The sequence below is a fragment of the Lentzea sp. NPDC037011 genome, from assembly GCF_055607425.1.
This window is the reverse complement of the sequence record NZ_JBVJRT010000004.1, coordinates 475,439-487,598: the sequence shown is the minus strand read 5'-3', so window position 1 is coordinate 487,598 and position 12,160 is coordinate 475,439. Positions and strand designations below refer to the sequence as shown.

Annotated in this window: 12 protein-coding genes; 9 read left to right on the top strand and 3 right to left on the bottom strand. The window is 70.5% G+C overall.

The annotated features are described in order from the left end of the window. Nucleotides 1–738, bottom strand: coding sequence for a ribonuclease activity regulator RraA (locus ACZ7CH_RS14080; RefSeq protein ID WP_360383794.1), 738 nt, complete (start codon nucleotides 736–738; stop codon nucleotides 1–3). Between the two features lie 144 nt (nucleotides 739–882). After that, nucleotides 883–2,064 carry an FAD-dependent oxidoreductase gene (locus ACZ7CH_RS14075; protein ID WP_470374047.1) on the bottom strand — a complete coding sequence of 394 codons (1,182 nt, stop codon included), beginning with the start codon at nucleotides 2,062–2,064 and terminating at the stop codon, nucleotides 883–885. Nucleotides 2,065–2,122: 58 nt separating this feature from the next. Between ACZ7CH_RS14075 and ACZ7CH_RS14070 the strand changes: the two genes are divergently transcribed. Beyond that, nucleotides 2,123–2,623, top strand: coding sequence for a MarR family winged helix-turn-helix transcriptional regulator (locus ACZ7CH_RS14070; protein WP_470374046.1), 501 nt, complete (start codon nucleotides 2,123–2,125; stop codon nucleotides 2,621–2,623). A gap of 386 nt (nucleotides 2,624–3,009) precedes the next feature. Continuing rightward, nucleotides 3,010–4,602, top strand: coding sequence for a tryptophan halogenase family protein (locus ACZ7CH_RS14065; RefSeq protein WP_360383779.1), 1,593 nt, complete (start codon nucleotides 3,010–3,012; stop codon nucleotides 4,600–4,602). 147 nt (nucleotides 4,603–4,749) lie between these two features. Here ACZ7CH_RS14065 and ACZ7CH_RS14060 read toward each other — a convergent pair whose 3' ends face one another. Further along, nucleotides 4,750–6,537 (bottom strand): AfsR/SARP family transcriptional regulator, encoded by a 1,788-nt coding sequence (locus tag ACZ7CH_RS14060; protein WP_470374045.1) that lies wholly within the window; start codon nucleotides 6,535–6,537, stop codon nucleotides 4,750–4,752. A gap of 347 nt (nucleotides 6,538–6,884) precedes the next feature. Here ACZ7CH_RS14060 and ACZ7CH_RS14055 point away from each other — a divergent pair, with 347 nt between their 5' ends. The 7 genes from ACZ7CH_RS14055 to ACZ7CH_RS14025 all read left to right on the top strand — a co-directional run bounded on the left by ACZ7CH_RS14055 (nucleotide 6,885) and on the right by ACZ7CH_RS14025 (nucleotide 12,144). Next, a complete protein-coding gene (locus ACZ7CH_RS14055) occupies nucleotides 6,885–7,331 on the top strand; it encodes a helix-turn-helix domain-containing protein (protein WP_360383773.1) in 447 nt (148 codons plus the stop codon). Nucleotides 7,332–7,350: 19 nt separating this feature from the next. Beyond that, a complete protein-coding gene (locus tag ACZ7CH_RS14050) occupies nucleotides 7,351–7,854 on the top strand; it encodes a hypothetical protein (protein ID WP_470374044.1) in 504 nt (167 codons plus the stop codon). Then, the gene (locus ACZ7CH_RS14045; protein WP_470374043.1) at nucleotides 7,854–9,017 is read left to right on the top strand and encodes an MAB_1171c family putative transporter; all 1,164 of its coding nucleotides are present in this window, start codon (nucleotides 7,854–7,856) and stop codon (nucleotides 9,015–9,017) included. The genes ACZ7CH_RS14050 and ACZ7CH_RS14045 overlap by 1 nt, the downstream gene beginning before the upstream one ends. A gap of 38 nt (nucleotides 9,018–9,055) precedes the next feature. Beyond that, complete coding sequence (locus ACZ7CH_RS14040) at nucleotides 9,056–9,367, top strand: ArsR/SmtB family transcription factor (protein ID WP_360383766.1); 312 nt, start codon at nucleotides 9,056–9,058, stop codon at nucleotides 9,365–9,367. After that, nucleotides 9,364–9,612 (top strand): hypothetical protein, encoded by a 249-nt coding sequence (locus tag ACZ7CH_RS14035; protein ID WP_360383763.1) that lies wholly within the window; start codon nucleotides 9,364–9,366, stop codon nucleotides 9,610–9,612. Before ACZ7CH_RS14040 ends, ACZ7CH_RS14035 begins: the two co-directional genes overlap by 4 nt. 107 nt (nucleotides 9,613–9,719) lie before the next feature. Beyond that, complete coding sequence (locus ACZ7CH_RS14030) at nucleotides 9,720–11,855, top strand: MMPL family transporter (protein WP_470374042.1); 2,136 nt, start codon at nucleotides 9,720–9,722, stop codon at nucleotides 11,853–11,855. A 73-nt stretch (nucleotides 11,856–11,928) separates the two neighbouring features. Beyond that, nucleotides 11,929–12,144, top strand: coding sequence for an MbtH family protein (locus ACZ7CH_RS14025; protein ID WP_360383759.1), 216 nt, complete (start codon nucleotides 11,929–11,931; stop codon nucleotides 12,142–12,144). The last annotated feature ends 16 nt before the right edge of the window (nucleotides 12,145–12,160 follow it).

The following is a 12,160-nucleotide window of genomic DNA, read 5'->3' as shown; positions in this document are numbered from 1 at the left end:
TCAGCGCCCCTGCTGCGCGCGCCACCGCTCGTACTCGGGACGGGCCTCGTCCGACAGGGGGTAGTACAGGCGCAGGTCGCCACCCTCAGAAAGCCTTTTCCGGGAGAACTCCTCCCATTCCGCGTGCTCCTGCGCGGCGGCCAGCACGGCGGGCGCGAGCTTGATCGGCACCACCACCGCCCCGTCGTCGTCGGCCACGACGATGTCGCCCGGCTCCACCAGCGTGCCACCGCAGGCCACCGGCACGTTGACGGCGGTCGGGACGATGTCGGTCTGCGCGTGGTAGTTCGGCGTGGCACCGCGGATCCACAGCCCGAGCCCGAGCGTCTTCGCCTCACCGGTGTCGCGCAGGCACCCGTCGACCACCACACCGGCACCGCCGCGGCCCTTGAAGTAGGTCAGCATCATCTCGCCGAACACCCCGCTGCCCATGTCCCCGCGCGCGTCGACGACGATCATGTCGCCGGCCTGGGCGTGGTACATGACGTGCCGGTGCAGCTGCTTCTCCGGGTCCTCGTACTCGTCGACGGGGTAGAGGTCCTCCCGCTTCGGCATGAACTGCAACGTCAACGCCGGTCCCGCCACCCGCAGACCGGGCGTCACCGACACCGGGCCGCGGATGGCGGCGCTGCGGATGCCCATGCGGCTGAGCTCACCACTGGCCGTGGCGCTGCCGATGGCGGCGAGCGCCGCGCTGAGCTCGGCGGGCGGGCGGGCGATGTCGTGCGTCTCGACCACGTCGGTGGCTCCCTCGGGTTCGCGCTGCGCTGTCGGGAAGTTCCGTGCCGTCCACCACCGAGCCTAGTCCGAAGACCCAGTGCCAGCGCGGAAAATCGTTGCAGGAACGGGAAACCCTGTCGGGAAAGGACCGCCGGGCGCGGATCAGGCCTGCGGCACCGTGATGGGCGGCAGGGCCTGCTCGCTGTCGGCGACCTGGGTCACCTTGGCGGTCAACGGCGCGAGCAGCCGCGACGTGACCACCCTGTCCGCCAGGTGGCGCAACCGCAGGCCGCGTGCCGTCTGCGGGAAGGCGAACCGCAGGACCCAGCGCGGGAAGTTCTGCACGTCGTCCACGAGAGGCCGCATCCACTTGCCGTAGGCCGCGAGCCCGTCCTCGACGCCGTTCGCGGACAAGGCGGCCGCCAGCACATAACCGCTGATGAGCGCCAGCGACGCGCCGCCTCCGCCCATCGGCGTGACGCACCACGCGGCGTCCCCGGCGAGGCACACCCGCCCGCGGTGCCAGGTGGTCATCCTGATCTGGGTGAGCTGGTCGACGTAGACGTCCCGCGACCGGTCGAGCTCGTCGAGCACCCGGCGCGCCTCCCACCCGGCGTCGGCGAAGCGCTCGCGGAACCGCCTCAACGCCTCACCGCGGTCGCGCACGGCGATGTTCCCGGTGCAGGCGAGCATCGCGCGCGTCGTGCCGTGGTTGTCGGGCCGCAGGTGGACCTGCCGTCCGCCGGTCGTGGTGTACCAGCGCCACCGCGTGTCGTCGCCCGCCGTGCGGGGGATCGTGCCGAACACCATGGAGACGCCGAGATCGCGCCGCTCGACGTCGTCGCCGAAGAGCATGTCGCGCGTAGTGGACCGCACTCCCTCGGCGATGACGAGCAGGTCGGCCTTCAACGTCCGCCCGGCGGCGGTGGTCACCGTGACGTGCTCGCCTGCCTCCTCGTCCACCGCGGAGACGGTGTCGCCGTAGTGGATCTCCACCCCGGCGGGCAGGTTCCGCAGGATCGTGTTCGCGAAGTCGCCGCGCAGCACCTCCAGCTCGGCGGTGGCCCCGTCCGTGCCCGCCGGCATCTCGGCACGCACCCGGCCCGACGAGTCGACGAACACCGTGGCGGTCTCGGTGGTGTTCTGCTCCTTGACCGCCTCGAACAACCCCATCCTGGTCAGCACCTCCCGGGCCGTGCCGCGCACGTCGACGTTCTGCCCGCCGTCCCGGAACTCCTCCGCGCGCTCCAGCACGGTCACCTCCCAGCCGGTGCGCCGCAACCAGAACGCCGCCGAGAGCCCGGCGATGCTCGCACCGGAAACCACCGCGTGCCGTGCCGTCATGTCCAACCCCTCGTTTGGTAGCTTTGCGGCAAAGCTACTTCGCTGTGAAGGGGTGTGCATGACAGCCGCGGACCCGCTGGTCGAAGACTGGTCCCCGGACCAGGTCGACGTGATGCACCGCCTGCGCGACTGGGTGGTGGCGTTCACGACCCTCAACCAGCACCTGGCCGCGTGGATGCGGCTCCCGGCCTCCGACGCGAACGCGCTGGGCCAGGTCATCTGGGCGGCCGAGGCCGGCACCCCGCTCTCACCGGCGCAGCTGTCGCACCAGCTCGGCATGACGACCGGCGCCACCACGATCCTGCTCAACCGCCTGGAAGCCGCCGGCCACCTCCTCCGCACCCGCGAGAGCACCGACCGCCGCCGCGTGACCCTGCGCCCGGCCCCGGCCTCCCGCGACCACGCCCGGCGCTTCCTCGGCCTCGCCGGAACGGAGATCGCCGGTGTGCTGCGGGAGACGTCACCGGCCGAACTCCGGACCGTGGCGGCGTTCCTGGGGCGGATGACGAGTGCCGCGACGTCGGTGGACCAGCGGCTGACGGAGTCGCGGACCCGCTGAGCCGGCTCACCGGTTCCGGTGTTCGTTCACCTGCGGTGGCGGCCCGGACTCCCGATCGGGAGCCATCGTTTCACGGCGCTCGCGATCTCGATGGTCGCGCTCTCACTGGCAATCGCCGACCAGTTGGCGGTAGTTGAGGTGATCTGACGACGTTGTCATCAACCTGTAACTACAACCAACTCAGTGCGGTAGCAGCGTGAGAGCGTTTCCGCACGTCGACGACGCGCAGTGCTTTCGCGACACCGCCCAGACGTGCCGAACCAGGTTGGAAAGCTCGGTGCACACAGGGGTTTCGGCGGAATAGGCTGAATATAGACCGAGTATCAGGTGCCCGGGGAACAGTGGCGTCCACAGTATTGTCGTGGAATCGAAGGGTAGTGGTCCGGATGGAAGACCACAGGATCTCCAACGTCGTCGTTCTCGGTGGTGGCACCGCCGGCTGGATGACCGCCAGCTATCTGGGGAAAGCGCTCGGTCGGCACGCGACCATCACGGTGCTGGAAGCGCCGTCGATTCCCCGGATCGGCGTCGGGGAGGCCACGGTCCCGAATCTGCACAAGACGTTCTTCGACTTCTTGGGGATTCCCGAGGAGGAGTGGATGCGGGAGTGCAACGCCAGTTTCAAGATGGCGGTGAAGTTCGTGAACTGGCGCACGCCCGGTGAAGGGGAGGCGGAGGGCAGGCCGTTGCGGGGCCGGCCGGACCACTTCTACCACCTGTTCGGGCTGCTGCCGACGCACGAGCACCTGCCGTTGTCGCACTACTGGGCGGCGAAGAGGCTCGACGGGCAGACGGACGAGCCGTTCGACTACGCGTGCTACCGCGAGTCGCCGATGATCGACGCGCGGTTGTCGCCGCGGTTCGCCGACGGTACCAAGTGGACGAACTACGCGTGGCACTTCGACGCGCAGCTGGTCGCGGACTTCCTGAAGCGGTTCGCGATCCAGAAGCAGGGGGTGGTGCACGTCCAGGACGAGATGGTGGACGCGACGATCGACCAGCGCGGGCACATCACCTCGTTGAAGACCAAGGAGGGGCGCACCATCGCCGGTGACCTCTTCGTGGACTGCTCCGGCTTCCGCGGGTTGCTGATCAACAAGCTGATGCGCGAGCCGTTCCTCGACATGGGGGACCACCTGCTCAACGACAGCGCGGTCGCCACGGCCGTGCCGCACGACGACGCCGCTCACGGGGTCGAGCCGGCCACGTCGGCGATCGCGATGAAGTCCGGCTGGACGTGGAAGATCCCGATGCTCGACCGGTTCGGCACCGGGTACGTCTACTCCAGCCGGTTCACCGACGGAGACGAGGCCGCCGAGGACCTCTGCGCGATGTGGGGGCTGGACCCCGACGAGCAGCCGCTCAACCACGTGAAGTTCCGCGTCGGGCGCAACCGGCGGACCTGGGTGCGCAACTGCGTGAGCATCGGGCTGTCGTCGTGCTTCCTCGAACCGCTGGAGTCGACCGGCATCTACTTCATCACCGCGGCGCTCTACCAGCTGGGCAAGCACTTCCCGGACAAGCGGTTCGACCCGGTGCTGATCGACTCGTTCAACCGCGAGATCGAGACGATGTTCGACGACTCGCGCGACTTCCTGCAGGCGCACTTCACGCTGGCGCCGCGCAACGACACGCCGTTCTGGCGGGCCTGCAAGGAGATCGTGCTGCCCGACGACATCCAGTTCAAGATCGCCCAGTACCGGGCGGGGCTCGCGGTCAACATGCCGATCACCGACGAGGCGACCTACTACGAGAACTTCGAGGCGGAGTTCCGCAACTTCTGGACCAACAGCAGCTACTACTGCATCTTCGCCGGTCTGGACGTGCTGCCCGAGCACCCGCTGCCGGCGCTGGCGTTCCGGCCGCACGCGGTCGAGGGGGCCGAGCCGGCGTTCGCGCAGATCAGGCAGAAGCAGGCCGAGCTGTTGAAGACACTGCCGACCGCCTACGACTACGTGCGTGAGCTCCACGGCCGTTGATCACCCGGACGGTGGCATGCCGACTCCTGGCGGCACCTGCTAAGTTTTATTTGCGGGTGCCGCCCAGGATCGGCCCCGCGAGGGGATCCCACAAGCCGGAAGGGGCTGCACCCGGTGCACCGGGTGCAGCCCCTTCCGGTCGGGGACTCAGATGAGGGACAGCTCCGACAACCCCTCGGCGAGCGCCGTCTCCCGCGCCGCGAGCCGGGCGAGCGGGTGGAACCGGTAGGCCGGTTCGCCCTCCGCGTCGACGTGGGCGAGTTCCAGCAGGTGGAGGTCGAGCAGCGACTCCGTGATCTGCTCGCCGTCGGCGTCGGACAGGCCCAGCAGCGAGCTCGTCACCGAGTGCGGGAATGACGGCAGGTCCAGCAGTGACAACCGCAGCAGCGCGCCGCGGGCCCGCGGGTCGAGCGAGCTGCTGCCGCCCGTGAGCCGTTCCCGCACGTCGAGGTCGCCGAGCCGCAGCTCGTCGAGCAGCCGGTCGGGATCGGCGAGCCGGTGGGCGAACCGGGCCAGCGGCCAGTGCCGCTTGGCCGCGACGCGCGCGCCGGCGATCCGGATGGCGAGCGGCAGACCGTGGCAGAAGTCCACGATCCCCGCCGCCGCACCGGCCTCGGCGGCCGTGCGCTCCGGTCCCACGATCTTGGTGAACAGCGACAGCGCGGCCTCGTCGCCAAGGGGTGCGAGGTCGAGCGTGTACTGGCCGGCCAGTGTCGTGAGCGAACGGCGGGTGGTGACGATCGTGCGGCAGTGCGTTCCCGCGGTGAGCAGCGGACGCACCTGCCGGTCGGTCGCGGCGTCGTCGAGCACGACGATCATCCGCCGATCGGCCAGCAAGCCCCGGTAGAGCAGCGCCCGCTGCTCCAGGCTCGCCGGCAGTAACGCCTCGTCGAGGCCCAGCGCGGTGAGCAGTGCGCCGAGTGCCTCACCCGGCGGCAGCGGCGTGCGGTCGCTGCCGCGCAGGTCGACGAGCAGCTGACCGTCGGGGAAGTCCGCGCGCAGGCCGCCCGCGACCCTCGACGCGAACGCGGTCTTGCCGACGCCCGCCATGCCGGTGATCGTCAGCGGCGCGGACCTGTGGCGCAGCCGGTCCGCGGCGAGCGTCAGCTCGGCGGCGCGGCCGGTGAAGTCCGGGGTGTCGGCGGCCAGCGCCACCGGTCTCGGCGCCGCGGTCATCGCGTGGCGCTGCTGGGGGAACGCCGACGGCACCTCGTTGGTCAGGATCGCCTGGTAGGCGCCCTTCAACGTCGGTCCGGGGTCGACACCGAGCTCGTCGGACAGCAGCCTGCTGCCCTCGTGGAACGTGGCGAACGCCTCTGCCTGCCGATCCGCCCGGTACAGCGCGACCATCAGCTGGGCTCTGAACCGTTCGCGCAACGGGTTGGCGTTCACCAGCCCGACCAGTTCGGAGGTGAGCTCGTGGTGCCGGCCGAGTGCGAGCTCGGCGTCGATCCGGAGCTCCAGCGTCTTCATCCGGACCTCCTCGATCCGCGGCCGCTCGGTCTCGGCCAGCAGGTCGGTCACGTCCGTGAGCGTCGGGCCGCGCCACAGGTCGAGCGCACCGCGCAACGTCTCGGAGGCGTGGTCGAACCGGCCGGCCCGCAACGCCTCGCGGCCGGTGACCGCGAGCTCCTCGAACTCGTGGAAGTCGAACCGGGACGCCCCGATCCGCATGAAGTAGCCCGGTCCCTGCCGGATCAGCGCCATGCTGCCCTGCAGGTGCCTGCGCAGCCGGGAGGCGTAGGTGTAGATCTGGGCCTGATAGGTCGCGGGCGGGTGCTTGCCCCACAGCACCTCGCCGAGCTGGGCGTCGGAGAGCACCTTCTCCCTGGCGAGCAGCAGTGCCGCCAGGATCGTGCGCTGCTTGGAACCCTTCAGCGGAAGCTCAGCACCGTCCAGCCACAGGCCGACCGGTCCCAGTATTCGGAACTCCAAAGGACACTTCCCCCATTCGAAGTGTGCACCTTTCAGCAGTTCAGGATTGGTGCATACCCTGAAGAACCGAGCTCAGGACCTGATCGGACCAGGATTGTGCGTTCCGGCCGTGAGCTCGGTCGTCGTGCGCGCCAAATCCGCTCGCCGGTGTTCCCCTGGGCGAGCGCATTCCTCACCAGTTGTCGCGCGATCTCGTTGGTTAATCCCCAAACAAGGCCAACGTACCGAGACGCCCCGGGGGGCGTCAACTGTGGTGGGTGGTTCATGTACCTTTCATCCACATCGGCTGATACGTGTAGGGTCGACGGGCCCACCGGTGGCGGGTGTGCTGACAGCGGAGGTAGTGGATGGCCGATGCGGACGGGCCGCCGGAGGGCTCCCTGGCGGCGAAGGTCGACCACCTGTTCCGGACCGTGCGCCCGCGTGCCGGGCGCGAGTACTCGTTCGACGAGGTCGCCGAGACGATCAAGGCCCGTGGCGGGCCGACCATCTCCGCCACCTACGTGTGGCAGCTGCGCCGGGGCCTGCGGGACAACCCCACCAAGCGCCACCTCGAGGCACTCGCCGGGTTCTTCGGCGTGCCGCCCGCCTACTTCTTCGACGACGCGGTCACCGAGATGATCGACTCCGAGCTCGCGCTGCTGATCGCGCTGCGCGACAGCTCGGTGCGCCGGATGGCGTTGCGGGCGTCGGGTTTGTCGGCCAAGAGCTTGCACGCGCTCACCGCTATGGTGGAACGGGCGCGGGAGCTCGAAGGCCTTTCCGAGGGGTCGGAGGAGGAAGCGGGCTCGTGACCCGCCGGTGGGGGGTGTCGTGTTCGGTGGGGGACTGAGCCTGCGGCGGTTGCGCCGCCGGTGTGCCGCACGGGTGCGGGAGCTGCCGATGCCCGACCCGTTCGACGTCCGCGCGCTCTGCGCCCTCGTCGCCGGGCAGCGCGATCGGCCCATCACGCTGCTCCCGATGACCGGACGGCACGGCGTGCTCGGGTTGTGGGTCGCCACCGACGACAGCGACCTGATCTTCTACGAAGAGGCGACCACGCGGCCGCACCAGGACCACATCATCCTGCACGAGCTGTGCCACCTGCTCTGCGACCACTACGCGGCACCGCTGCCCGCGGCGAACCTGATGCCCCACCTCGACCCCGACATGGTCCGCTCGGTGCTGGAGCGCACCGGGTACACGGCGGTGGAGGAACAGGAGGCCGAGTTGCTCGCGTCGCTGATCCTGCAGCAGGCCGGTCATCCGGCCGCACCGCCCGCCGAAGGGCTCGCGCACCGGATCTCCGAGGCGCTGAACTGGCCAGACCCGCGCTGATGCTGGACGCACTCCGGTTCTACCTGCCGCCCCTGCTGGTGATCAGCTTCTTCGTGGCCATGCTGGTCAACGGCGAGTACCGGCCGCGCACCGACGCCCAGCGCGCGGTGCGCCTCGGCTTGCTGGCGCTCGGCATCTCGCTGATCGTGCTGACCCCCGCCGGCTACGCGTTCGCGGCGCGGGTGACCGGCGTTCCCAACATCGGCCGGCTCATCGGGCACGGCACGATGCTCGTGGTGGCGTGGGCGGGGCTGGCGTTCGTCGCCTGGCTGACCGCGCCGCTCACCGCCCGGCGCCGGTCCAGGCGCGTCGCGTGGTGGCTGCTCGCCGGGTTCGCGGTGCTGGTGGTCCTGTTCGTGCTGGCCCCGGTCGACGTGGACGACGTCCGCTTCTCCACGCGGTACGCGCGCACGCCGTGGGTGCTGGAGTACTGGGTCTTCTACGCGGCGTGCCTGACCCCCGCGTTCGCCACGGTCGTGCGCGAGTCGTGGCGGTTCGCGCGGGTGACGCCGGATGCCGTGCTGCGCCTGGGGTTGCGGTTCGTGGCGGCCGGCGGGTTCTGCGCACTGGCCTATCACGTCCACAAAGGTCTGCTGTTCGCCGCGGCCAGGTTCGGCCTCCCGTACCTGTCCGTCCCGTTCGTGGACAAGTACTTCCCGCTCGCGGCGAACGTGTTCGCCTTCGGCGGCGCCACGATCCGCTGGTGGGCGCCCCGGATCGGGCTGACCGCGCTGGTGGCGCGGGTGAAGCAGTACCGCACGTACCGGTGGCTGCGGCCGCTGTGGGTCGACCTGCACCGGGTCAGCCCGCACATCGCGCTGCACCCGCCGCGCAGCGCCGCCGTCGACCTGCTGCCCGACGACCTGGGGCTGCGGCTGTACCGGCGGGTGATCGAGATCCGGGACGGCCGGGTCGCGCTCCAGCCCTACCTCGACCCGGAGGTCGCCGCGCGGGCCCGGCGCACCGCCGAGCACGACGGGGTGCGCGGAACGGACGTCGACGCGCACGTGGAGGCGGCGGTGCTGGCGGACGCGGTGCAGGCCGCGTCACGGGGCCGGGTGTTCACCGTGGAGGCGCGGGTCGGCGTGCCCGGCGGTGGCGACCTCGACAGCGACACGGCGTTCCTCGTCGCGGTGGCCAGGGCGTATCGCAGGCTCGCCTGACACCTGCTAACATTTCTTGGCATGTGCAGGGTTCAGTTGTGACAGGGGATGAGCTGCTGCGCATCCTCGCGACGCTGGCCAACCCGCACCGGTTGCGGGTGCTGGCGGTGCTCACGAGGGAGCGCACCTACGTCAGCGCGCTCGCCCGCGAGCTCGGGATCAGCCGCGCGCTGCTGCAGGTGCACCTGCGCAAGCTGGAGTCGGCCGGTCTGGTGCGCGCGCACCTGGAGCTGTCCGAGGACGGCAAGGCGATGAAGTTCTACGAGGTCGAACCGTTCGCCGTCGAGCTGTCACCGGAGTCGGTGGCGGTCGCCGTGCGGACTCTCACGGAGAAGGAAGCGCAGGCATGAGCCCCTACGACTGGCAGGAGATCATCGGCGTCGTCGGGGTGTTCGTCCTGATCACCGCGGTGACGACCGTCCTCATCTGGCAGCTGGCCGCGACCTGGCGGGCGAAGGCGGCGCTGGCGCGGGAGAACGAGTACCGGGCGCTCGCCGAACGGGCGGTCCAGGCGCAGGAGAGCTCGGAGCGCAAGCTCGACGAGCTGCAGGAGCGGATGCGGTCGGTCGAACGCATCCTCAAGGAAGTCGAGTAGGGGAAGTGCTGGGCCGGCGAGCGGCAACTCGGCGGCCCAGCGGAAGAAGCGGCTCTCGCCCGAGGGCGAGTTCTGGTGAGCACTCCTTCGAGGAAGGACTTTAGTCGATGCTGCCTGCGCGCAGGTCGAAGGTCGCACTGGTGGAACGGGTGGCCACGTGGTCGGTCCGGCACCGGGGCGTGGCGGTGGCCGGATGGCTCCTGGTCGTGTTGCTGGCCGTGCTGGCCGGTGCGCTGGCGGGACAGGGGGCGTCCGCACGGGACCCCGGTGAGTCCGGCGTGGCGGGAGAGGTGCTGGACCGGCAACGGACCTACGCCCCCGTCCGGGAGAACGTGCTGGTCGAGGGGTCGGGGACCGAGGACCTGGTCGCCGCCCTGCGCGGCAGCGGCGCGGTCACCGAGCTGACCACCACCGGTGGGACGCCCTCGCTCGTGACGTTCCACGTCGCCGGTCCCGACGACCGGATCGCCGGCAACTACGACACGGTGGTCCGCGTCGTGGCGGAGGTGTCGTCCCGGCACCCGGACACGCGGTTCTCCCAGGCGGGCGACCGCAGTCTGGCCAAAGCCGTCGACCAGGCGGTGAAGGACGACTTCCAGCGCTCGGAGCTCATCTCCCTGCCGATCACCGTGGTCATCCTGCTGGTCGTGTTCGGTTCGCTGATCGCGGCGTCGGTGCCGCTGCTGCTGGCCGGGACCACGGTGGTCGCCGCGTTCGGGCTGCTGGGCCTGGTCGGCACCTGGGTACCGGTGAACAGCGCGACGTCGTCGATGATCCTGCTGATCGGCATCGCCGTCGGGATCGACTACTCGCTGTTCTACCTGCGCCGCGAACGCGAGGAACGCGCGGCGGGCCGGTCGGTGGCCGAGGCGCTGCGGATCAGCGCCCGCACCTCCGGCCGGGTCGTCCTGGTGGCCGGGCTGACGGTGATGCTGTGCGTCGCGGGCCTGCTGTTCACCGGTCTGGACAACTTCCGCGGCCTCACCGTCGGCACCGCGCTGGTGGTGGGCCTGGCCGTGCTCGGATCGGTCACCGCCCTGCCCGCGTTGCTGTCGCTGCTGGGCCCGTGGGTGGACCGGGTGCGCGTGCCGTTCCTGCGCCGCACGCACGTGCGCGAGTCACGGCTGTGGACCGCCGTCGCGCGCATGGTGGTCCGCCGCCCGTGGCTGTGGGGCGGGCTCGCCGCGCTGTCGCTGGTGGTGCTGACGATTCCCGCGCTGGACATGCGGTTGCAGGACGCGGGCGCGGTGAACAGCCTGCCGCGCACGGTCGCCGCGGTCGACGGCGCGATCCGCATGCAGGAGGCGTTCCCCGGCACCCCGACGCCCGCGCAGGTCGTGCTGTGGGGGCAGGTGGACGACGTGGACGTCGCCGCGTTGCGCCGGGAGATCGCGGCCAGCGGAGGGCTGCTGCACGAGCCGCTCACCGCGGCACGGGTGGACTCCGCGCTGGTGGTGCGGGTGCCGCTCGCCGGCACCGGGACCGACGACCTGTCCAACCGGGCCCTGGAGCACCTGCGGTCCCAGGCGCTGCCCGCCGCGTTCGGCGACGTGCCCGGAGTGTCGTACGCGGTCTCGGGGAAGACGGCGTTCGCCCACGACTTCACCGCGCAGATCCGGTCCACCACACCGCTGGTGTTCGGGTTCGTGCTGCTGCTCGCGTTCGTGCTGCTGGTCGTGGCGTTCCGCGCGCTGGCCATCCCGCTGATCTCCATCGGCCTGAACGTGCTGTCGATCGGCGCGGCCTACGGGGTGCTCACGTGGGTGTTCCAGGACGGGCACCTGGAGTCGGCGCTCGGCTTCACGTCCTACGGCGGCGTGGTCGGGTGGCTGCCGCTGTTCATGTTCGTGCTGCTGTTCGGGCTGAGCATGGACTACCACATCTTCATCCTCAGCCGGATTCGCGAGCGCTGGTTCGGTGGTGCCGACGCGCGCGCCGCCGTCGTCGGGGGAGTGGGCAGCAGCGCCGGGGTGGTCACCAGCGCCGCGGTGATCATGACCGCGGTGTTCGCCGTCTTCGTCACGCTCAGCGCCATCGAGTACAAGATGCTCGGCGTCGGGATGGCCGTGGCGATCCTCGTCGACGCCACCGTCGTGCGCGGTGTGCTGCTGCCCGCGGCCATGGCGGTGCTGGGCGAGCGCGCCTGGGTGCTGCCCGGTGGCCTGGGGCGGTTCTCGCACGTTCCCCGGCTGGCCGGCGGCGCTTCGCCGCAGCCGGTGGCCGCGCGCCTCGGCTCCGGATAGTTCGCGTATAGACGCAGTATTGGGCCCGCGAGAACTGTTCAGGCGACCGGAGACGATCACCTGAGGAGTTCTCGTGGCCGAGGAACAGGACGACAAGCAGACCTACCGCGTCGTGCTCAACGACGAGGAGCAGTACTCGATCTGGCCTGCCGACCGGGACCTGCCCGCCGGATGGCGCGCGGACGGCACCGAGGGTTCTCGGACCGACTGCCTCGCGCACATCGGTGAGGTGTGGACGGACATGCGCCCGCTCAGCCTCCGCCGCCGCATGGCGGAAGCAGCGCACTAGTCCACACGATCGGGAG